The following is a 22,958-nucleotide window of genomic DNA, read 5'->3' on the forward strand; positions in this document are numbered from 1 at the left end:
TACAATGTGATTGACAACGTTGTTATAAAAAATAAAATGATTACTGGGGAGGGTGTACATGAATAATAGAAAAAAAGTACTGCATTTATTTTTCTGTTTTCTTATCGTTTTTTCTACATTTCCAGGAAGTGTTTTAGCCAATGACACGACAACAACTGGAGAAGGAGATATGATTTCAATTTCTTCTGATTGGAAGGGGAGTGTTTTTGGTGATGTCGGAGGACAAGCAAATATCACAGCAGAAAATTTTTTAATCCAAGAAAATGACTCATCTGTTGTCATGAAGGCACTAAATAATCGCGGGAAGATGGCTAGTAGTACTGAAGGAATTGCTTATTATTATCAAGAATTACCTGAGAGTAGAGATTTCTCAATAAGTGCTACAGTAACCGTCAATCAATGGACTGCTAATAATCAAGTTTCTTTTGGGATTATGCTAAGAGAGAATATTTTGGAAAATCAAAGTGAAGGTAGCTTTACGGGCGATTATTTAGCTGTAGGTGCATTAGATCAACAATTAAAGGGATTTAAAAAGCAAGATGGTGTTCAGGAAAAAAACGGCTATGAATTTACAGCGAGTGCTCCAAATGAAGGAGAAATATATGAATTAACATTGGAAAAAGAAGGTTCACTTTACCGTTTGTCTGTGAATGATGAAGTAAAGTGGGTGGATCAATATACAGGTGAGCTTCATTATGGTGGTTTTTTTGCTGCAAGAAATACCGAGATAGAAATTCAGAATATTCAGTATATAATAAGCGATCCTCCAGAGATTTCTGTACAAGAATTATTAATCGATCCAACATCTATGAAAAGGGATTACTTAGTAGGTGAGGAGCTAGATTTATCAGAACTTAAAGTAACGGCAGTTTATGAGGATGGAAGCACTGAAGATTTGGAAAATGGCCAATATAGAGTAACCGGTTTTTCTAATGACATGATAGGTGACCAGACTTTAACTGTCCATTATTCAGGAGTAACGGCAACTTTTACGGTTTCGGTAAATGAACCTGAGGTAACAGAGCTCTCGATTCGCTATTTACCTGCTATTACACAATATATTATAGGAGACCGTTTTGATGCTTCTGGATTAAGAGTATCTGCTTCTTTCAATAATGGGGACCAGAGAATGTTAGAAAATGAAGAATTTACGATTTGGCATGATGAACAGCTAGTTGACCAGAATTATCGTTTTAGTGACGTAGGGGAGGTAACATTTACGATAAAAGCGGAGAGCGAAATCATCACTGCTTTCTCGGTTCAGGTTGAAGATTTAGAAATAAAAGAACTTGAAGTTAGAAGATTACCAGAAAAACAAACGTATTTTATTGGTGATGAATTAGATTTATCTGGGCTGATCCTATATGCCGTCTATGAAAATGGCCAAACGGTAAGGCTTACTGCACAGGATTATGAAGTAACTAGTCTTGATACAAGTGAAGCTGGAGAAAAAAATATTGAAATTGATTTTAAAGGAGAAAAACAATTCATTCCGATTATCGTTAAAGAGAAAGAAAGAATCGGGTTGGAGATTACAAAGTATCCACAAACCACTTATCAAATCGGAGAAAATTTTGAAAGAGAAAATCTAGAGGTTTCCTATCTATATGATAATGGAGATCGAGAAGTAATCCCGAGCGATGATTGGAGCATTGATTTATCAAACTACGATTTTGAAAAACCAGGAGTTTATCCAATATTTATTCGTGATCATCAAGAAGTATTCCCTGCTGTCGAGTTAAATGTAACAGTAAGGGAAGAAGTGGAGCTCGATTGGAAAAGCATTCGTTTTGGACAGTCTATATCAGCATCTCGAAATTTCCATGAAGTCGTAACAGATGATGTAATTAAACTGACGGCTTTAGAAGGTGGAGGTAAAGTAACAGGTGATCACGATGGTATTACCTTTTATTATGTTGAATTAGATGCACTAAATGACAACTTTGAATTATCGGCCAATATTAAAGTGGAAGAATATGCAAAAACTCCACATGACGGTCAAGAGTCTTTTGGAATTATGGCAAGAGATATCATAGGTACGGAATTAGATTCAAGTGTATTAGCCTCTAATATTGCGGCCATAGGTGGTTTTAGTGGAGGTAGTAGAAACGAAAATGGTACGCAATTATTTGCTAGAACTGGAGTTCTTTCTCCTGATGGTGAGGGTAGTGCAGGCATTCAATCTAAGATGGTAAAGAATGAGAAACCAAGCATAGAAAATACACATCCAAACGAGAATTATCGTTTAACGTTGAGTAAGAATAACTCAGGCTTTGTAGGAGCATTGAATGGTGATAATGAGCAAATTCTATATACGCCAGAAATTTTGACCTCTCAAAATGAAGAGAAAATGTATATAGGGTTTTATACAGCAAGGTTAGCCACCATTGAAGTAAGTGACATAGAGCTGAATATTACTGATGCTCAAACAGATCCCCCTAAAGTAGAGCCACCTCGTGAGCCAGTCACACCTGAGATTGAAGTGGTATCTCTAAATCAAACCTCTGACGAGGAGTATGTCCTAAGAGTTCAATCAAATGTAAATGGAGTATTAACAGTCAAACAAAATGAACAATTTTTAGATGAAGAATTTGAATTAACAGAAAATGAAGTACTTAATATTACTACAACCATTGCAGCGAATGACTTCACAGATTTTAGCCTTAATTTTTTACCTGATGATACGGAATTATTAACCTCTTATAATCGAATCGTTGAAAATTTCACCGTCGAAATGAGGATGTATCAGGAAAGTTCAGATATATTCGTTGCTCCAGATGGTACATCAGCAGGAGTAGGAACTAGAGAGCAACCACTTGATTTAGATACTGCCATTTCATTCGTAAAAGCGGGTCAAAAAATCATCGTAACAGAAGGGGACTATATTAGAAACCAGCCTTTGAATATAAAAAAATATAACGATGGAAATGAAGAAGCGTTAAAATATTTAGTGGCAGATGAAGGAACTCGTCCTGTAATAGATTTTAATCAACAAACAGAAGGTGTCATTCTAAGCGGAAATTATTGGCATGTGAAAGGCTTAGATTTCGCTCGCTCAGCTCCAAATACAAAAGGTTTTACGGTCGGAGGGAGCTATAACATTGTTGAAAGAAGTCGTTTTTATGAACATGGCGATACCGGATTACAAATTAGTCGAACCGATGGATCTCCAAACTTTGAAGATTGGCCATCTCATAATTTAATTCTTAATAGTGATTCGTTTTTTAATCGAGATCCATCCGAAAATAATGCAGATGGTTTTGCAGCAAAATTAACATCGGGAGAAGGCAATATTTTTAGAGGATGTATTGCTCATAATAATATTGACGATGGCTGGGATTTATACACGAAATTAGGAACGGGTGCTATTGGAGCGGTCATCATTGAAGATAGTATCGCCTATCATAATGGTTATCTTAAAGACGGTTCGGCAGGTGCTGGAGATAAAAATGGATTCAAACTTGGAGGAGAAGGGATTCATGTAGAGCACATCATTCGTAATAGTATGGCATTTGGGAATGGAGCCTATGGCTTTACAAGTAATAGTAATCCTGGAGTAAGAGCAGAGAATAATATTGCTTTTGACAATGCTGGAGGTAATTTTGCTTTTACTACTTATAGACATATAGAAACAGATTTTAAGTTACATGATATGGTTTCTTATCAAATACAACATGATGTAAGGGATCAATATCCTGAATCAAATGAAGCTACCAATAATTATTTCTTTAATGGTCAAGATTCGCAAAATATTAACGGTATTACGTTAAATGATAGCAACTTTAAAAGCTTAGAAGAGGTTGTCCCTTATGAAAGAGACGAAAATGGAGATATAATTTGGGGAGAATTTTTAGCCTTTATTTCACCAGATTTAGAGGATGATGATACTGGAAGCGGAGACGGAGATAGCGGAAGCGGAGACGGAGATAGTGGAAGTGGAGAYGGAGAYAGCGGAAGCGGAGATGGAGACAGCGGAAGCGGAGATGGAGACAGCGGAAGCGGAGACGGAGATAGCGGAAGCGGAGAYGGAGATAGTGGAAGCGATGAGAAAGTAGAAGATAGCAAAAAGGAGCAGTCAAAGAAAGACCATGACTATTTACCACAAACAAATGCAGGTTATTATCAATGGTTATTAAATGGCGCTATTCTTATACTTTTAGCTAGCTTTATTTTCATTCTTTTAAGAAGAAGAACACAAAAGAATCAATCATAATTTTTTACGATGAGCTAAGGTGAAGGATCTTCACCTTAGCTCTTTTTTGAATGAAAATTTATCAATGTTACATACTAATTATTGTATATGTTGCAAAGGAATCAACCCTTTTACATAATTAAAAGGTTTTATTTAAATGGTTGTTCATTGCTGATAGTCGATAGATGGAGGTTAGTTCGTTGGATGAAAAAAACAATAAAGTGAATCAATACCATAAAAATATTGAACTATTTCAGCCTAAACGCTCTTTCACAAAAAATGGACTGATTGCTTTTTTTATTGGTGGAATCATTTGTACATTAGGACAAGCTTTAAGTAATTTATACCTTACTATTTTTTTGATCAATGAAACAGAAGCTTTTAGTTTAATGTTATCAACGATTATCTTAATAACAGCTTTGCTTACAGGAATGGGAATATTTGATCGATTTGGTCAATTTGCTGGAGCTGGTTCATTAGTTCCGGTAACAGGTTTTACAAATGCTATGTCTAGTGCTGCTTTAGAATATCGAAGTGAGGGGCTTGTTTTTGGTGTTGGAGCCCATATGTTTAAGCTAACAGGTGCTGTTATCGCCATTGGAGTATTTGCTTCATATATAGTCAGCCTTATCCGATTATTAATCGCTTTTATCATTCATTAATTAATTTGGGGAGTGAGGAACATGAAAAGAGTCGGAAAGCAAACATGGGTTTTCCAAACTCCTATTTACATAACTAGCACAGGAACGGTGGTTGGCCCTATTGAAGGAACCGGACCATTAAATGAGAGTTTTGATAAATATTTTGATCATCTTTATTGTGGTGAGGAAACTTGGGAATTAGCTGAAAGGAAATTAATGACAGAAGCGATTGATATTTGCTTGGAAAAGGCTAATCGAAAGAAAGAAGAGATCGATTTTTTCCTTGCGGGGGATTTATTAAATCAAATGGTAACTTCAAATTATGTAGCTAGAGAGTTACGTATCCCTTATTTAGGAATGTTTTCAGCTTGTGCAACTTCCATGGAGATGATTGCGATGGGCTCAGTATTAGTAGATGGGGGGTATGCTGATTCTGTTTTATGTGCGACAAGTAGCCATCATTCAACGGCAGAGAGGCAATTTCGATATCCTAATGAATTTGGTATTCAACGAGCACCGACCTCCTCCTATACGGTAACAGGGGCAGGAGCTGCTATTGTTGGTAGAAACAAATCCAACATTAAAATTACGGCTGCTACCATTGGTAGAGTTGTTGACTATCAAATTAAAAACCCTTTTCAATTTGGAGCAGCAATGGCACCTGCCGCAGCTGAAACCATTCATTCTCATTTGCAGGAAACAGGTATGAATATTTCAGATTATGATTTTATAGCTAGTGGAGATTTAGCATGTGTAGGAAGCGGGATTTTGCGCAAACTATTAGAAGAAGAAGGAGTTATTTTACCAGAAAGATATGATGATTGTGGTGTGATGATTTTTAACCCATCTAAAGAGCTTTTTTCAGGTGGAAGTGGTGCTGCTTGTTGCGCAGTTGTTACCTTTGGCCACCTTTTCAATGAAATGAAAAATGGTCACATAAAAAAGTTATTGGTGGTGGCAACGGGGGCATTATTAAATCCTTTTATGATTTATCAAAAAGAGTCTATACCAAGTATTGCGCATGTCGTGTCGTTTCAAGCGGAGGAATAATTGATGGAATATATAGTAGCTTTTATTGTAGGAGGTTGTATTTGTTTATTCGGACAAGCTTTGCTTGATATAGGAAAACTATCTCCTATCCATACATTATGTTCTCTCGTCACCCTTGGGGCTTTATTGGATGGTTTTCATTTATACGATCGTTTAATAGACTTTGCGGGAGCGGGAGCAGTTGTTCCGATTACAAGCTTAGGTCACTCATTTGTTCACGGTGCCATGCTTGAAGGAGGTAGAGAGGGGTTTGTTGGAATTGGAATGGGAATATTTGAAGTGACCTCTGGAGGCCTCTCTTCAGCAATCCTTTTTAGTTTTTTAGCTGCCTTATTTTTTAAGCCCAGGGGGTGAATGTAGATGAAGCAAGTGATTCTCGTAACTGACGGTGATGAATCGGCAAAAAAAGCGATTGAATTATCCGCCAAGTATTTAGGTGCCACCTGTATAACCGAATCAGCCGGAAATCCGACTACTTTAACCGGAAGTGAAATCATAGAGCTGATTCTTTTAGCTCCCTGTAATCCTGTCCTCGTTATGTTTGATGATAGTGGCTGGCGCTATGAAGGACCAGGGGAGCATGCCATGAGGTTAGTTCATGATCATCCTAACATTGAAGTGATAGGAGCCATTGCAGTTGCTTCCTCAACACATTCAAAGGAATGGGCGAAGGTGGATGTTAGTATCGACCGATATGGTGAATTAACGGAATATGGAGTTGATAAGGATGGTTTTCCAGATTTGCAAATTGGGAGAATAAATGGAGATTCTGTCTATATTCTGGATGAATGGAACCTTCCTATTGTTGTTGGGATTGGAGATATCGGTAAAATGGGTGGTTATGATTCACCAGATAAAGGAGCACTCATTACAAGAGAAGCCATTCAACTCATTTTAGAAAGGAGTGGAAAATTTGACTCATAAATTAGAGGAGAAATATTTTGTTCGAAACATTGATGAAAACCAAGCTTATTTAAAGGAACGTTTAAAGCTCGATCGTTCTTTTGATGTAGGTGTTAGAGAGTTGAAAATTTTAGAGCGGAAGGTTTGTATCTATTATGTGACAGGCTTAACCGATAATTTATATATAATCGAAATTTTAAAAGAACTCATGAACCTCGAGTCTCGAAATCGAAAAACATCCGACCCTTTTAAGGCGATTAAAAATCATTTAACTCATGTTCAAGTTGAGGAAACAAAATCAGTTAATCAAGCTATTACCCATATGTTATCTGGGCTTATCTTTATTATTGTAGAGGGTTATAATGAGGCTTTTGTTGTCGATGTGAGACAGTATCCATCTAGAGGGCCAGAAGAGCCTGATACTGAACGAGTTGTTCGCGGAGCAAGGGACGGTTATACAGAAAATATCATCATAAACACCGCTTTAACGAGAAGAAGAATTCGTGATGAACGGCTCATACATGAAATCCTTCAGGTAGGCATTCGCTCTAAAACAGATATATGTATTTCCTATATTGAAGGTGTGGCCGATCCAGATTTGGTACATATAATCAGAAAGGAACTTGAAGCAATAGAAATAGATGGATTAACGATGTCAGATAAAGTCATCGAAGAATATATTGTGAAGCAAGGAGTCAATCCGTTTCCATTAGTTCGATATACGGAAAGACCAGATGTAGCGGCCACTCATTTGCTAGAAGGACATGTCGTAATTATGGTTGATACTTCTCCTAGTGTCATTATTACACCGACAACCTTTTTTCATCACATCCAACATGCTGAAGAATATCGACAGGCGCCAGCAGTTGGAACCTTTTTAAGATGGGTTCGGACGTTTGGAATTTTAACGTCCCTTTTTATTATTCCTTTTTGGTTACTTTTAGTTATACAACCGAACCTTCTGCCCCCAGCTCTAGAATTTATAGGCCCAGAGGAAACGAATAATATACCGATATTGTTGCAAATATTGTTTGCCGAATTCGGTATTGAACTTTTGAGGATGGCAGCCATACATACACCATCTCCTTTAGCAACTGCTTTAGGTTTAGTCGCTGCATTACTCATTGGTGATATGGCGATTGAGGTAGGCTATTTTACGACAGAAGTAATATTATATGTGTCATTAGGTGCGATTGGAATGTTTGCTACTCCAAGTCATGAATTAGGTATTGCATTAAGGATCGCGAGGATTACGTTAATTTTGGCTATTGGATTTTTCAAAGTTCCCGGCTTTGTAATAGGGACTTTGATTTTAATCTTATTTTTAACGGCAACCAAGCCTTTTAATAAACCATACTTATGGCCATTTATTCCTTTCGATCCACCAGCACTTTGGCAAATCATTATTCGAGCAACGGTTCCATCAATGAAATGGCGACCAAGTATTGTCAATCCACAAGATCCAATTAAGCAGGATTTAAAAAAAGAATAAGGTTTTAATAGAAAGGATTCTGTTGAAAGCAAGGAAGGAATATGATAAAGTTAGTAACAACAATTTATGAACCTCATCAAAAATGGGGTAGAGGTGCAGGAAGAAAAAGTATGCAAAAGGAGCTAGTGGGTAGCCATGAATTTTGCAGAAAGGTCAACTTGCCGAAGGATATGAGTGTACCACTGCTCCTATTTCTGGGTCGTTATTGAATAAATAACGGACTGTCACTGATAAAATTCAGTGGAGAGCTATTCAAAAATGAGGTTACGCCTGTAAAAGCAGTTAGTGTAACGACACTGGCTGTTTTTTGTTTATAAGTTCTCCATAGAAAATGGTAGGTCGTTAAAGGGGAGAGAAAAGATGTATTTACACGGAAGTAGTCAAATAAATGAACTAGGTCATTTGGAAATTGGTGGAGTAGACACCGTTACATTAGCGCGCGATTACGGTACTCCTTTATTTGTTTATGACATGGCATTAATCAAAAAAAGAGCGTATGAATTCCAAACAGCTTTTCAAGAAGAAGGAGTTTCCTTCCAAGTTGCTTATGCTAGTAAAGCATTTAGCTGTCTAGCGATGTTTCAATTAACTAATGAGCTAGGATTAAGCTTGGATGTCGTTTCGGGCGGCGAGCTTTATACGGCCATACAAGCCAATGTTCCAATGGAAAAAGTTCATTTTCATGGTAATAACAAGAGTCGTGAAGAGTTAGAAATGGCCGTTACTGCTGAAATAGGCTGTATTGTTGTTGATAATTTTTACGAGCTCGATTTATTACAACAAATCTGTCGTGAACAACAAAAAACGATTAATATATTATTAAGAATTACACCAGGTGTTGAAGCGCATACGCATGATTACATCTCTACTGGCCAAGAGGATTCTAAATTTGGCTTTGATTTAGAAAGTGGTCAAGTAGAACAAGCGATTGAACAGTCACTTAAATCGGATGAGCTTAGTTTGTTAGGTATTCATAGTCATATTGGCTCACAAATTTTTGAAACGACAGGCTTTGTGATGGCTGTAGAAAAAATATATCAATATATAAATACATGGAGAAATAACCTACAGTTTATTCCAAAAGTTTTAAATCTAGGCGGAGGATTTGGAATACGTTATACAGAAGAGGATGCTCCATTACCTGCTGGTCATTATATTAAATCGATGGTAGAAGTCGTTAAAGAAAAATCTTTAGAGCATAATATGGCGGTTCCGGAAATATGGATTGAGCCAGGTCGATCCTTAGTTGGAGATGCGGGAACAACACTTTATTCGATTGGTTCAGCAAAGGATATTCCATCAGTACGTCATTATTTATCAGTGGATGGTGGGATGAGTGACAATATGCGCCCGGCATTGTATCAAGCTAAATACGAAGCTGTGCTAGCTAATCGTGCAAACGAAAAAACAGAAAATGTATACTCGATCGCAGGGAAATGCTGTGAAAGCGGAGATATGTTAATTTGGGATTTACCTTTACCAAAAGCTAATCATGAAGATATCTTAGCTGTTTTTTGTACCGGTGCTTATGGATATTCAATGGCTAATAATTATAATCGAATTCCTCGCCCTGCCGTTGTTTTTGTGGAAGACGGAGAAGCGTACTTAGTGATTGAACGAGAATCCTATGCAGATTTAGTAAAGCTCGACCGTCCTTTAGCTTTAGCTGTAAAATAATATACGTAAAAAATCTGAAATGATAGATGGTTTCAGATTTTTTTGTGTCGTAAAGAGTAACTAAGAGAATTTAATCTCCTAACATCATATTCGCATCATTTCCCTTTGCACTAAAAATCATGTACAATAAAGTGAATCTAAAAAGATGGAGGCATACATATATGAAAAAAGGAAGCATTCAATTTGAAAATGGTGAAAAAATCGTCATTGATTTTTACGATGAGGCTGCACCGAATACTGTTAAAAACTTTGAGGATTTAGCAAATAAAGGATATTACAATGGACTTACGTTTCATCGTGTTATTCCTGGTTTTGTAGCACAAGGTGGTTGTCCTACTGGTAATGGAACAGGTGGCCCAGGATATACAATTAAATGTGAAACAGAAGGAAATCCACATAAGCATGTAGCAGGTGCATTATCAATGGCGCATGCAGGTAAAGATACAGGTGGCAGCCAATTTTTTATTGTTCATGAGCCACAGCCTCATTTAGATGGCGTTCATACGGTCTTTGGTCAAGTCGTAGAAGGGTTAGACTCTATTTACCGCATTCATCAAGGTGATGTGATGCAAGAAGTAAAGGTTTGGGAAGAATAATTTTATAAATCAAGCTCTGGAAAGAAAATAATCCAGAGCTTTTTTTTTCAGGATTTTTATTCTTTCAACATGTCTAACACAGCATCTATGGCGTTAGATGGTATTTCAAAATCCAATTCAATAAAGGTGGAAACAAAAGTGATGATAGAACTATTTTCGTAAATAATAATAGATGCATTTGACAGGTTTTCCTGGCTGCTACCAACATTTAATAATGTTTTCGTGTTCGGTGTATACAGTTTGAATTCCTTAAATCTTTCTGACAGTTGCGGTTGCTCGCTTAAGCTCCAATCGTCCATTTGAAAAGCATCAATAAATTCTTCTATTTTTTTATCTGAAGTAATCGTATTTTCTACAACTCCTTCATTTGAAAGGACTTCAATTTTTTGTTCGTTCTCGGGTCGTTCTTGTTCTTTCGATTCTGTTTGCTGACAAGCGACTAAGCAAGCAATGAAAGTGAAACTGAGGACAACGGAAAACATTTTATTAACATTCATTCTCTAATCACTCCTTTTTTTGTAATCCTAAGAGTTATATAAGTCTTTCATCCATTCAACAATATTCTTTTGATGAATTTCTCTTAAATCTTCTACCTGTTCATGGCCAATGATCGCTCCATTTTTTATCGCTATGACTTCATCTAAAATAGACTCTAATTCTAGAATCTCATGTGATGTAATGATGACAAGCTGCTTTTCTAGGTCAACAAAGGTTAAAAGGCTTTTCACAATTGAATCTCTTACAAGGGGATCAAGACCAGACAAAGGCTCATCCATGAGGATAATAGGAACCTCTCTAGCTAAAGATAATACGATTTTAACGCGTCCACGATTTCCTTTAGAAAGATGCTTCCATTTTTTACTTTTGTCAATATTTAAGAATTCGCACATTTGAAAGGCTTTTTCCGTATTAAAGTCTTGAAATTGAGAAGCGTAAAAAGCAATGGTTTGTTCAATTGTATAAAAAGAGTAGTACGTATCTAATTCTGACAAATAACTAACAGAAGAAGCGATTTGTCTTGTGACCTTTTGACCCAATACTTCAATATGACCTTTAGTAGGGTAGGCAAGTCCGGCGATTAACTTTAATGTGGTAGATTTTCCGCTTCCATTTTCTCCTACGAGACCGATAATTTTTCCTTTTGTTAAGGTCAAATTAACATCAGCTAAAGCAATTTTATTAAAATATTTTTTTTCAACTTTTGTTAGAGTAATCAATTTTTGGTCCCTCCATCTAGACGATTTAAAAACTTGTTTAACCCTTCTAATACTTCTTTTTCGTTGTAGCCCATTTCGAACATGTTTTGCACAAAAAGAGAAATCTCAGAATGCTTTTGTTGCTCTCTCATTGCTGACAATATCGTTTCATCTTCCGAAATAAACGTGCCTTGACCTCTTTTCGATTCCACAATGTTCTCTCCTTCTAATTCGCGATAAGTTCTTTGTACTGTATTTGGATTTACGCCCATTTTCACTCCAAATTCTCTTACAGAAGGAAGCTTTTCTCCAGGTAATAATTCCTTCCGAATAATTTGTTTTTTGATTCTATCGGCTAATTGAATGTAAATAGGTTTATTAGATTGAAACGATTCAGTCATACTATTACACCTCAATTTTTTTATCGAGAATCCAACTCGTTATAAAAAATAAACAAAATATTAGGAGTAAATCAAATAAGAAATCACCTAAAAATAACGAAGGTTGAACGGTTCTAATATCGATATCTGAACCAACTTGAGTGAAATCAAATTCCATCCCGACCATGATAGGAGCCAAAGTAATCTCTCCCCATCCAGTTAACCAATCAAAAAAGGCGGTATCAGTGAACAGACTATATAAATTTAACAATAAAAAGATTCCTACTATCATAATCAACAAACTGAAAAAGGACGGAAGAAATTGCTTTAAATAGCGATAAATAATCCAACAAAACATAATAAAGACAGTAATCATAATCATAACCAGTAAGACAGCACCTAGAGTAAGCCAAATAACTTGCCATATAGACTCTTTTGCAATAAAGCTATCTAATGAAATAGGAGATAGGTTTGTTGTTAGGATGACGATGCTTAGGGCAGCTGGAATGCTTATTGAAATCAATAAAGATAAAAGACCAGAAGTTATTTTTGCTAATAGCAATACGTAGCTTGGAAAAGGACTGTGCAGCCATAAATGTAAGGTCGAATTTTCTCTTTGTAAGCTATTTAATACGTAAAATACTAAGAAAAAAATATGACATACCATTAAAAAGATCAAAATCACAAGTGTGGGTAGAGATAGAGTGTTTTCCAGTTTGAAGCCTAAATAAACGGCCGAAATCGTGCAGATAATCGAAATAATCGATATGGTTAGTAAAAAGGGAAAACCTAATCGAAATTCCTTTTTGACAAGATGTAACCATGCATTCATAAAAAATTCCTCCTAAAGTAAAATTGTATTAATTGAATAGTACACTAATACATTAATACTTGCAAGCCCATTTTTTTAAAAGATAAACCGATATTATGAATGGTTTTAATAATGAGAAATAATGTTGCTTTTAACGAGTAGGAGTTTTTCTTTCCGAATTTTCGACCTTTTTTTTAAAACCTATTGATTAAACGAATAAAGATCATTATACTGATAATGATTATCATCGGGTGCAATCTCATTTCTTTATATTTCGTTATACTAACGAAAATTCAATGAAACAAATTCTTTAATGAATCGGAGAGTGAAATTCAGAAAACATAGTAAGGCTTTGAAGAGAAAAAAGAAATATTAAGGGTGTGTCATTTTGAAAAGATTTTTTTCCTACTATAAACCATATAAATGGTTGTTTATACTAGATTTTTCATGCGCAATTTTAGTAGGGTTATTAGAATTAGCCTTTCCTTTAGCTGTCAATCGCGTAATTGATCAATTATTACCTCAAGGGAATTGGTCGATTATTGTTTGGGCTTGTCTAGGATTACTTTTAATTTATGTACTAAATACTTTTCTGCATTTCGTTGTAACATATTGGGGACATAAGCTAGGAATTAATATTGAAACAGATATGAGGCAGAAGCTATTTAATCATATGCAAAAGCTGTCTTTTGGCTATTACGATAATAATAAAACAGGTCACTCAATCTCAAGATTAACCAAGGACTTAGAAGAAATTGGCGAAGTGGCCCATCATGGTCCAGAGGATGTTTTTGTTGCGATTATGACCTTGTTAGGTGCCTTTTTATTGATGTTGGGAATCAATTGGAAATTAGCAATCATCTCTTTTATTGTCATTCCTTTATTAATGATTTTTGCTATTCATTTTAATAAAAAAATGACCGTGACCTTTAGAAAAATGTTCGGAGATGTAGCGGAAATCAATTCAAGAGTAGAAGACAGTATAGGGGGAATTCGAGTTGTACAAGCATTTGCTAATGAAAAACACGAGCAAAAGCAGTTTTCAACTAATAATGAAGCCTATCGTCAAACGAAATTGCAATCCTATAAAATAATGGCCCAAAATATTATGTCCAATTATATGCTAATGAGAATTGTGACGTTATTTACTTTATTATTTGGTACGTTTTTTGTTATTAATAATCAATTAACTGCAGGTGAATTTGTTGCATTTATTCTCTTATCTAATATTCTTTTAGGTCCGATCCAAAAAATAAATGCGGTTATAGAAAGCTATCCTAAAGGAATAGCTGGATTTAAACGTTATACAGAAATTTTAGATACGGAGCCGGATATTGCCGACTCTCCAAATGCTTATGAAATAAACGTAACAGGTAAAATTGATTACAAAGGTGTAAGTTTTGGTTATGAAAAACAAGACAAAATATTAAATGAAATTAGCTTAACGATTCAACCAGGTGAAACGGTTGCTTTTGTTGGTCCTTCAGGGGCTGGCAAAACAACATTATGTAGCTTATTGCCTCGCTTTTATGAAGTAGAGGCTGGAGAAATTATGATAGATGGCCATAATATTCAAGATGTTAAGCTGAATTCCTTACGTTCTCAAATCGGAATCGTTCAACAAGATGTCTTTTTATTCTCAGGAACCATTCGTGAAAATATAGCTTATGGTAAATTAGACGCTAGTGATGAAGAGATTATGTCCGCAGCTGAAAAGGCTCAGCTTACTGATTTCTTAAAATCACAGCCAAATGGGCTAGAAACAGTTATTGGAGAAAGAGGAGTTAAATTATCAGGAGGGCAAAAACAAAGGCTAGCTATCGCTAGGATGTTCCTCAAAAACCCTCCGATTTTAATATTGGATGAAGCGACTTCTGCTTTGGATACTGAGACAGAAGTGGCTATCCAAAAGTCATTAATGGAGCTTTCTAAAGGGAGAACGACCCTAGTTATTGCGCATCGACTTGCCACGATTAAAAATGCGGACCGAATTATGGTTGTGACAAAAGAAGGTATTGCTGAAGAAGGAAGTCATCATGAACTTCTGGAATCAGAAGGGATTTATTCTCGACTACATTATGCTCAATTTGGTTAAAAGTAAAGCTAGTAAAGTTTTAAAGATGGCAGATTATTCTTGCCATCTTTTTTTATTTAGGGTACTGGACTTTTAGTTCTGATTAGTTGATTAGTAGAATAAAATCGATTGAAAAAGAAGGAGGTAAAAATGATGAATGAATTAACCGTCTTTGGAATGGGGAGAGTTTCTGCAACACCTAATTTAGCAAAAATCATTTTAGGGGTTCAAAATGTAGGGGATTCTGTAGAAGCCATACAAGCTGAAAATGCGAATTTACTGTTAAATGTCATGAATGCCCTTAAGAGCTTCCAAATAAAGGATGAAGATATCCGAACAAGTGAATATCAGATTATTCCTGTCTATGATTTTATCGACGGAAATCAGCAGTTTAAGCATTATCAGATTACCCATTTACTTGATGTTAATATCAGAGATTTAGATGAAACTGGAGAGATTATCGATGCGGCTGTTCGAAGTGGTGCCAATCAGGTTTTGTCAATTGAATTTACATTAGAAGATGTCTCAGAAATCGAAGAACAGGCATTAGTAAAAGCGTTAAATGATGCCAAAAGAAAAGCACAGGTAATAGTGAATACGCTAGATGTTGAGTTGGATGTACCTCCTATCTATGTAAAAGAGATAAAAGAAGGGAGTCAACCGTTTTTTCAAAGAACGATGCTCTTTGAAAACAGTTCTGCAACTTCTATACAACCTGGAAAGCTTATTATTACAAGTCAAGTTGAAGTGATGTACCATTATCTTTAAAAAGGAAAATAACGAAAGTAAAAGTCGTGGTAAAATAAAGGAAATCACTATAAAATGAGGCAATCGTTATGATATGGACTTTTATTTTGGCAATTGGAATCATCGTACTAGGTTTAGGATTAGGTAAATGGATTCGATATTTGTTTGAGCACCAAATTATTTCAAATAAAATCCCGTTAGATCGTGTCTTAAAAGGTCTTCTTAGCTTTGTGTTGTTAGGGATTAATCCAATTATTTTAATGGGGGCCTTTTGGCACGTTGAATTAAATGATCAGCGCCTTTTTCTCTTACCTTTACTTGGTATCCTTACCTTGAGTCTTGGAGGAGTTTTAGCTCTTGGTCTTTCAAAAATATACAAGTTAAAAAATGCACAAACTGGGTCAATGTTTGTAAGTGGAGCATTTATTAATATTGGTAGCTTTGGTACTTTGTTCTGCTATTTATTTTTAGGTGAAGCGGGTATTGCTTATGCAGCCATGTTTCGCTTATTTGAAGAGCTTTTTTATTATAGTGTTTGCTTTCCGATTGCCAAGGCATTTGGAGAAAAAGGTAATAAAAGGGACATGTCAGGGCAAAAAGCTTGGAAAAGATTTATTTTTGACCCTTTTATCATGATTACATTTCTAGCCATTTTAATAGGTGGAGGACTGAATATATCAGATTTTAGTAGACCGGATTTCTTTGAACCATTAAATCAATGGTTAGTTCCTTTATCATCTTTTTTGTTAGTTATTCCATTAGGTTTTTCCATGAGGCTAACAGCCGTTCGAAGGTATTTAAAAGAAAGTCTGTCACTCTCTGCAGTAAAGTTTGTTGTTGTGCCTATTACGATCGTTTCACTAGCTTTATTAGTAGGAATGGGAGAAATTTATAATGGTCTGTTAGTAAAGGTAATATTAATACTCTCATGTATGCCACCGGCTGTTTCTTCTTTAGTACCGCCTCAGTTGTATAAATTGGATGTGGATTTAGCGAATGCGAATTGGATTGTAAATACAGCATTATTAATAATCGTCTTACCTATATTATATTTTTTAATACAGATATTTTAAGTTACATTTAATTATCAGAAACGAGTAGAATTTTTAAAATAAAAGTAATTGAGTGAATTTCATCATTGATTTATAAACGGATAAAACCGAACGTTTCTTATAAAATATGTTTTAAACGTTTTTAATTTACTTCTTGATTGAAACGGTAGGTAGTGACTCCCAAAGGATGAGCGCAGTCTGAAGATCCACTATGACGAAGCTCTGCGTAGTCATAGTTAGCTGAAGACAAGCCCTTGGGAAAGCATCTACCTAAAGTGAAAATCAAAAACCAAATCGTTCGGTTTTCATTATAAGATATGTATGATGAAATGGATTCAATTAGGTACTATTTACTTAAAAAAAGTAAAATAAATGTAATTTTTAATGATAAACAAGACCTTAATACCGTACTATATGAATTATTTATGGTAGTATAGTTCTGTGGGGGTGGAAAGGTAATGGTTAATCATGACCAATGTATGAATTTAGATCCTGTATTTGAATTGATTGGGAAAAAATGGACTGGACTCATTATTCATGCTTTATTAAAAGAATCAAAAAGATTTAGTGAATTACATACGACTATTCCGTCATTGAATGCAAGAATGCTATCTGAGAGATTAAAAGAACTAGAAGAAAAAGGCATCGCAAGGAGAACGGTTTATCCAACGACACCTGTAAGAATCGAGTATGGTCTTACTGAGAAAGGAAAGGCATTAGAGCCGGCTTTACTTGAATTATCGAAATGGGCGGACGATTGGATTCATGAATAATAGGTGACTTTTTCTCCTAATAAAGAAGCTTTTGTACCTACAACGTAAGGATATTATTTAAAAGCAATAACAAGTAATCTTACATAATCGATGTTCCAAACATTTTGAACCGTATCATATAAAGAGTTTTTTAATTTCTTTTCTATATACGAAAAAACGAACTCTTGCTGCTCTAAATCGAGCGAATCAAATACAGCAGGAGTAAACATTTTGTACCAATTGCGTAAGCCATCTTCACCAATAAGTGGAGTCACTCTATGGTATAGTTTTGCAAAAGTAACGGTTAATTGGTGTGCTTCTAGTACTGTTGTATATTCTGACACACTCGGAAAATACCAATCTGGAAGCTTATTTTTTTGTTCCAAAAGTTCAAAGTGTTCTAAAGCTTCACTTAAAGCTTCTCTTAATTTTTCGACATTTCCCTTTCCTCCAAATTCAACGACTAACCTTCCATTTGTTTTCATTGCTTTTGCAATAGAACTTGTTAGTGAATCTTGTTCTTGAATCCAATGAAAAACCGCATTTGAAAAAATAGCATCATATGTAGAGACGTCCTCTAACTGACAGGCATGTCCCACTTCAAAAGTAAGGTTTGGATACTTAGAAGCCGCTTTTTGGATCATCGAGGGGGAATGGTCTACTCCTTTTACAATTGCACCTGTTTCAGCTATTTTTTGAGTTAAGTCACCAGTACCACAGCCCAAATCTAGAATATGTTCTCCTTTTTGGCTTTGCAATAAGGTCACTAAACTCTGACCATAGTCAGAAACGAAATGATGATGCTCGTCATATAAGGTAGAATTCCAATTTGTATTCAAACTTAACACCTACTCTATACTTATTTTTGAATATTCGAACATCATTATACCATAGTCGTTCTTATAGCTTGCTTTTTATGAATTCGAATGATAAACTTTTTTAAACAACTAAATCATTTCTTTCGGGGCAGGGTGAAATTCCCGACCGACGGTAAATAGAGCGATCTATAAGTCCGTGACCCAATTTATTTAAATTGGTTGATCTAGTGTGAGTCTAGAACCGACAGTTAAAGTCTGGATGGGAGAAAGAGTAGAGCTAGGCATTTCTATTTTTAGTAATAAAAAAGAATTGTTTTATTTGAAGTGCCTACAAAATGACTTTTGGATGATCAAATTTTTGAAATCCTCAAGTTTATTTGAATTGCTTAATTAATCTAAAAACCCACTGCCTTGAGGAAATATTTCTTCAAGGTATTTTTTTATTTCATAAATTTTAGTAATTGAGTGAATTTCATCATTGCTCTATAAGTGAATGGAACCGACCATTCATTATAAAAATGTACTGAATGTTTTCTAATTCACTCTTTGATTGTAACGGTAGGTAGTGACTCCCAAAGGATCAGCGCAGTGTGAAGATCCACTCTGGCGAAGCTCTGCGTAGTCAGAGTTAGCTGAAGACAAGCCCTTGGGAAAGCATCTACCTAAAGTGAAAATCAAGAATCTAATCGAGTGGTTTTCATTATAGGTATGAATGATGAAAAGGGTTTAAAGTAAATTAAAAAATTAAATGAATGGTTTGTTAATTAACTTGTTGATTGTAACGGTAGGTAGTGACTCCCAAAGGATCAGCGCAGTCTGAAGATCCACTCTGACGGAGCTCTGCGTAGTCTGAGTTAGCTAAAGACAAGCCCTTGGGAAAGCATCTACCTAAAGTGAAAATCAAAAACCTAATCGTTCGGTTTTCATTATAAGATAGAAATGTTGAAAGTGGGTTCAATTATATAGGGATTTGTGGAATTAGACATGTGAGAGGTGATTGTAGTGAGAGACCATGAGTTTATGCAGTTAGCACTTCAATTAGCAAAACAAACAGAAGGTCAAACTACTCCGAATCCTATGGTCGGTGCAGTAGTAGTTAATAATGGTAGAATTGTCGGAATGGGAGCTCATTTGAAACAAGGAGAGGGCCATGCAGAGGTGATCGCCCTTAAAATGGCAGGCGATCAGGCGAAAAATTCTACGATTTATGTAACCCTAGAACCTTGTAGTCATTTCGGGAAAACACCACCATGTGCTGACTTAATCATTAAAAGTGGAATAAAAAGAGTGGTAGTAGCTACCTTGGATCCAAATCCAAAAGTTTCAGGAAAGGGTATCGAAAAATTAAAGTTGGCAGGGCTAACCGTTGATGTAGGAATAGCTGAAAAAGAAGCGATTGAACTTAATGCCGTTTTCTTCCATTATATTTTAACCGGCATGCCATTTGTGACATTAAAAGCAGCAACGACACTAGATGGAAAGCTAGCTACTGTTACAGGAGAAAGTCAGTGGATTACTGGAGAAGAAGCTAGAGAGGACGCTCATTACTATCGCCATTCTCATGATAGTATTTTAGTAGGAATTGGAACGGTTTTAGCTGATAATCCTTCTTTAACGACAAGGTTGAAGGGTGGAGGTATCAACCCTATACGGATTATTTTAGATCGGAATCTTCGAACGCCCCTAAGTTCTAAATTAATCAATGATAAGCAGAGTCAAACATGGATTTTTACAAATAAGGCAGTCAAGGAATCTGACATTCAGAAATTTGAAATGAGAGGTGTTGAAGTATTCAATATAGGAACGGATTTAAAAACAGTGTTAAAAGCATTAGCTGAAAAAGGAGTTACTTCAATACTCGTTGAAGGTGGTGCTGAGGTTCATGGTGAATTTATTAAGCATCATTTAGTTCAGCAGGTGGTTTCCTATATTTCCCCAAAACTATTCGGCGGTGCAAATGCGCCAACCTTTAGTGGAGGGGCTGGAATTGAAAGTTTGTCTAATACCGTGCTACTTCAAATAAAAACGGTAGAGAAGCTAGGGCCAGATATTAAATTGGTTTCAGAGGTTTTGGAGGGATAAATGTGTTTACTGGAATTATTGAAGAAAAGGGAAAAATAGAAGCTCTTCAAAGAAACGGCAATGCGATGGTTATGACCATTAAGGCAAGTAAAGTGATTGTTGATGTCCACTTAGGAGATAGTATAAGTATTAATGGTGTTTGCTTAACCGTTGTCTCCTTCAATCATCATCATTTTAGTGTAGATATTATGCCAGAAACGATTTATTCAACTAGTTTAGAAGGCCTTAAAAAAGGTGATGAAGTTAATTTAGAAAGAGCGATGAGTGCCAATTCTCGCTTTGGTGGTCATATTGTGTCGGGACATGTTGATGGGGTCGGTACAATCCTGAGTAAAAAACGAGAGCATAATGCTGTCTATTTTCAAATTTCTGTAAAGGATAGGCTCTCTCGTTATATCATTCCAAAAGGTTCTGTTGCGGTTGATGGAATTAGTTTGACAGTCTTTGATGTAACAGATCATATTTTTACGATTTCAATTATTCCACACACCCTGCAAGAGACGATCCTTGGTAGCAAACAAATTGGAGATATTGTAAATATCGAGTGCGATATTATAGGCAAGTATGTAGAGAGAATGCTTGGTATCAAACAAGAAGAAACACCTTCAACATCAAAATTAAATCAAACATTTTTAGAAGAAAACGGCTTTAGTTAAAAGGGGTGTCTTGAAATGGAAAAAGAAAGTTTTCATACAATAGAAGAAGCGATTCAATCCTTACAAAAGGGAGAAGTGGTTATTGTATGTGATGATGAAGATCGTGAAAATGAAGGAGACTTCATCGCGCTTGCCGAATTTGCAACCGCAGAAGTGATTAATTTTATGGCTACATATGGACGTGGGTTAATTTGCACACCCATTACGGAAGAAAGAGCCTCTGAATTACAATTAGTTCCAATGGTGGATGTCAATACCGATCCTCATGGCACGGCTTTTACAGTGAGTGTTGACTTTGAAACAACCACAACAGGTATTTCCGCATTTGAACGCTCAGAAACGGTACTCGCCTTAGTAAATGAAAAGGTCCATAAGCATCAATTTAAAAAGCCTGGTCATATTTTTCCGTTAATAGGGAAGAAAGGTGGAGTTCTTCAAAGAGCAGGTCACACAGAAGCTGCGATAGATTTAGCGAGATTAGCTGGTTCAAAGCCAGCCGGTGTCATTTGTGAGGTAATGAATGAGGATGGCTCAATGGCAAGAGTTCAACAGCTGAGAGAACTTGCGAATAAATTCCAATTAAAAATGATTACGATAAAGGATTTAATCCGATATCGTCATCAAAAGGAAACACTGGTTAAAAAAGAAGTTGAAATTCAACTTCCTACAGCACTTGGGCAATTTAGAGCGGTAGGTTACACCAATAAAATTGACCAAACAGAAAGTGTAGCACTTGTAAAAGGTGTTATTAGCCCAGATACTCCTACTTTAGTTCGCGTGCACTCTGAGTGTTTAACGGGTGATGTATTTGGTTCTCACCGTTGCGATTGTGGACCTCAGCTTCATGCAGCCTTAACTCAAATTGAAGAAGAAGGCAATGGTATATTGTTATATATGAGACAAGAAGGAAGAGGAATAGGGCTAATGAATAAATTAAAAGCCTATAAACTTCAGGAGGAAGGCTATGATACAGTTGAAGCTAATGAAAAACTAGGCTTCCCAGCTGATTTAAGAGAATACGGTATTGGAGCGCAAATTTTGCGTGATCTGGGCGTGAAGCAAATGAGGCTTTTAACGAATAACCCAAGAAAAATTACGGGATTAAGTGGTTATGGATTAACGGTTACGGAAAGAGTGCCCATTCAATTGCCTCATAATAAAGACAATGAAAAATATTTACGAACTAAAACGGAAAAGCTTGGGCACTTTTTAAAATTTAATCAATAAATATCCATTAGGAGGATGAACATGGGACAAGTATTCGAAGGACATTTAGTAGCAAGTGATTTAAAAGTGGGGATTGTTGTTGCGAGATTTAACGAATTTATTACAAGCAAATTATTAGGTGGAGCAAAGGATGCTTTAGTACGTCATGGAATAAAGGAAGAGGATATTGATGTAGCGTGGGTTCCCGGTGCATTCGAGATCCCTTTTGCTGCTAATCAGCTATTAAACACTAATAATTATGATGTTGTCATTACGTTAGGGACGGTTATAAGAGGCGCAACTCCGCATTTCGATTACGTATGTAATGAAGTAGCAAAAGGCGTTTCACAGTTATCTTTAAGTTCAGGTAAACCGGTTATATTTGGGGTATTAACAACTGATACGATTGAACAAGCAGTTGAAAGAGCAGGAACGAAGGCTGGAAATAAAGGCTGGGATGCTGCAACAACAGCGATAGAAATGGCTAATTTAGCAAAAAGTATTCATTAAAAAAGAAGCTGAGTAGGAGAGAGTTGGGAGTGACCCCCGTTTTTGAGACAGGGTAAAACACCTTTTTAAATAATCAGTTGTCGATAATCTATTGGCGACTGGTTATTTAGTTTCGTTTGGATA

The 22,958-nt window shown here is 36.0% G+C and carries 21 protein-coding genes and 2 riboswitches; of the genes, 16 read left to right on the forward strand and 5 right to left on the reverse strand.

Features of this window, described 5'->3' with window-relative positions; translation table 11 throughout:
* The first annotated feature begins 58 nt into the window (after positions 1-58).
* From AZF04_RS11690 to AZF04_RS11725, 8 genes are all read left to right on the forward strand, one after another.
* Positions 59-4,213, forward strand: coding sequence for a bacterial Ig-like domain-containing protein (locus AZF04_RS11690; RefSeq protein ID WP_064504119.1), 4,155 nt, complete (start codon positions 59-61; stop codon positions 4,211-4,213).
* A gap of 179 nt (positions 4,214-4,392) precedes the next feature.
* A complete protein-coding gene (spoVAC, locus tag AZF04_RS11695) occupies positions 4,393-4,854 on the forward strand; it encodes a stage V sporulation protein AC (protein WP_235599978.1) in 462 nt (153 codons plus the stop codon).
* Between the two features lie 21 nt (positions 4,855-4,875).
* Positions 4,876-5,883, forward strand: a complete 1,008-nt coding sequence (gene spoVAD, locus AZF04_RS11700) for a stage V sporulation protein AD (RefSeq protein WP_061948876.1) — start codon at positions 4,876-4,878, stop codon at positions 5,881-5,883.
* Positions 5,884-5,886: 3 nt separating this feature from the next.
* On the forward strand, positions 5,887-6,237 hold the full coding sequence (spoVAE, locus tag AZF04_RS11705) for a stage V sporulation protein AE (RefSeq protein ID WP_061948877.1): 351 nt from the start codon (positions 5,887-5,889) through the stop codon (positions 6,235-6,237).
* A gap of 6 nt (positions 6,238-6,243) precedes the next feature.
* Positions 6,244-6,807 carry a stage V sporulation protein SpoVABEA gene (gene spoVAEA, locus AZF04_RS11710; RefSeq protein ID WP_061948878.1) on the forward strand — a complete coding sequence of 188 codons (564 nt, stop codon included), beginning with the start codon at positions 6,244-6,246 and terminating at the stop codon, positions 6,805-6,807.
* A complete protein-coding gene (locus tag AZF04_RS11715; protein ID WP_061948879.1) occupies positions 6,797-8,278 on the forward strand; it encodes a spore germination protein in 1,482 nt (493 codons plus the stop codon). Before spoVAEA ends, AZF04_RS11715 begins: the two co-directional genes overlap by 11 nt.
* Before the next feature lie 80 nt (positions 8,279-8,358).
* A riboswitch (Lysine riboswitch) is annotated at positions 8,359-8,537 on the forward strand.
* Between the two features lie 101 nt (positions 8,538-8,638).
* Complete coding sequence (gene lysA, locus AZF04_RS11720) at positions 8,639-9,955, forward strand: diaminopimelate decarboxylase (protein WP_061948880.1); 1,317 nt, start codon at positions 8,639-8,641, stop codon at positions 9,953-9,955.
* A 161-nt stretch (positions 9,956-10,116) separates the two neighbouring features.
* Complete coding sequence (locus AZF04_RS11725) at positions 10,117-10,551, forward strand: peptidylprolyl isomerase (protein WP_061948881.1); 435 nt, start codon at positions 10,117-10,119, stop codon at positions 10,549-10,551.
* Positions 10,552-10,607: 56 nt separating this feature from the next.
* On the opposite strand, the gene AZF04_RS11730 is transcribed toward AZF04_RS11725, so the two are convergent.
* From AZF04_RS11730 to AZF04_RS11745, 4 genes are read right to left on the reverse strand one after another with little or no spacing between them, the layout of a single operon-like run.
* On the reverse strand, positions 10,608-11,048 hold the full coding sequence (locus AZF04_RS11730) for a hypothetical protein (protein ID WP_061948882.1): 441 nt from the start codon (positions 11,046-11,048) through the stop codon (positions 10,608-10,610).
* Between the two features lie 27 nt (positions 11,049-11,075).
* Positions 11,076-11,768, reverse strand: coding sequence for an ATP-binding cassette domain-containing protein (locus AZF04_RS11735; RefSeq protein WP_061948883.1), 693 nt, complete (start codon positions 11,766-11,768; stop codon positions 11,076-11,078).
* Positions 11,765-12,148 carry a GntR family transcriptional regulator gene (locus tag AZF04_RS11740; RefSeq protein WP_061948884.1) on the reverse strand — a complete coding sequence of 128 codons (384 nt, stop codon included), beginning with the start codon at positions 12,146-12,148 and terminating at the stop codon, positions 11,765-11,767. The genes AZF04_RS11735 and AZF04_RS11740 overlap by 4 nt, the downstream gene beginning before the upstream one ends.
* 4 nt (positions 12,149-12,152) lie before the next feature.
* On the reverse strand, positions 12,153-12,959 hold the full coding sequence (locus AZF04_RS11745; RefSeq protein ID WP_061948885.1) for a hypothetical protein: 807 nt from the start codon (positions 12,957-12,959) through the stop codon (positions 12,153-12,155).
* 364 nt (positions 12,960-13,323) lie between these two features.
* Between AZF04_RS11745 and AZF04_RS11750 the strand changes: the two genes are divergently transcribed.
* The 4 genes from AZF04_RS11750 to AZF04_RS11765 all read left to right on the forward strand — a co-directional run bounded on the left by AZF04_RS11750 (position 13,324) and on the right by AZF04_RS11765 (position 17,584).
* Entirely contained in the window at positions 13,324-15,033 is a 1,710-nt protein-coding gene (locus AZF04_RS11750) for an ABC transporter ATP-binding protein (RefSeq protein ID WP_061948886.1), read from the forward strand.
* Positions 15,034-15,162: 129 nt separating this feature from the next.
* Positions 15,163-15,780: an SIMPL domain-containing protein gene (locus tag AZF04_RS11755; protein WP_082795336.1), complete on the forward strand. Its 618-nt coding sequence runs from the start codon at positions 15,163-15,165 to the stop codon at positions 15,778-15,780.
* A gap of 68 nt (positions 15,781-15,848) precedes the next feature.
* The gene (locus AZF04_RS11760) at positions 15,849-16,832 is read left to right on the forward strand and encodes an AEC family transporter (RefSeq protein ID WP_061948888.1); all 984 of its coding nucleotides are present in this window, start codon (positions 15,849-15,851) and stop codon (positions 16,830-16,832) included.
* 437 nt (positions 16,833-17,269) lie between these two features.
* On the forward strand, positions 17,270-17,584 hold the full coding sequence (locus tag AZF04_RS11765; RefSeq protein WP_061948889.1) for a winged helix-turn-helix transcriptional regulator: 315 nt from the start codon (positions 17,270-17,272) through the stop codon (positions 17,582-17,584).
* Between the two features lie 53 nt (positions 17,585-17,637).
* On the opposite strand, the gene AZF04_RS11770 is transcribed toward AZF04_RS11765, so the two are convergent.
* Entirely contained in the window at positions 17,638-18,402 is a 765-nt protein-coding gene (locus tag AZF04_RS11770; RefSeq protein ID WP_061948890.1) for a class I SAM-dependent methyltransferase, read from the reverse strand.
* A gap of 114 nt (positions 18,403-18,516) precedes the next feature.
* Positions 18,517-18,656: riboswitch (FMN riboswitch) on the forward strand.
* A gap of 727 nt (positions 18,657-19,383) precedes the next feature.
* Between AZF04_RS11770 and ribD the strand changes: the two genes are divergently transcribed.
* Genes ribD through ribH form a run of 4 tightly spaced genes read left to right on the forward strand, consistent with a single transcriptional unit; the run spans position 19,384 to position 22,835 of the window.
* Positions 19,384-20,463 (forward strand): bifunctional diaminohydroxyphosphoribosylaminopyrimidine deaminase/5-amino-6-(5-phosphoribosylamino)uracil reductase RibD, encoded by a 1,080-nt coding sequence (ribD, locus tag AZF04_RS11775; RefSeq protein ID WP_174522659.1) that lies wholly within the window; start codon positions 19,384-19,386, stop codon positions 20,461-20,463.
* Between the two features lie 2 nt (positions 20,464-20,465).
* The gene (ribE, locus tag AZF04_RS11780) at positions 20,466-21,119 is read left to right on the forward strand and encodes a riboflavin synthase (RefSeq protein WP_061948891.1); all 654 of its coding nucleotides are present in this window, start codon (positions 20,466-20,468) and stop codon (positions 21,117-21,119) included.
* 15 nt (positions 21,120-21,134) lie between these two features.
* Positions 21,135-22,346, forward strand: a complete 1,212-nt coding sequence (locus AZF04_RS11785; protein ID WP_061948892.1) for a bifunctional 3,4-dihydroxy-2-butanone-4-phosphate synthase/GTP cyclohydrolase II — start codon at positions 21,135-21,137, stop codon at positions 22,344-22,346.
* 21 nt (positions 22,347-22,367) lie between these two features.
* Positions 22,368-22,835 (forward strand): 6,7-dimethyl-8-ribityllumazine synthase, encoded by a 468-nt coding sequence (gene ribH, locus AZF04_RS11790; RefSeq protein ID WP_061948893.1) that lies wholly within the window; start codon positions 22,368-22,370, stop codon positions 22,833-22,835.
* The last annotated feature ends 123 nt before the right edge of the window (positions 22,836-22,958 follow it).

The sequence above is a fragment of the Alkalihalobacillus trypoxylicola genome (genome assembly GCF_001590785.1).
Lineage (GTDB): Bacteria > Bacillota > Bacilli > Bacillales > Bacillaceae_D > Alkalihalobacillus > Alkalihalobacillus trypoxylicola.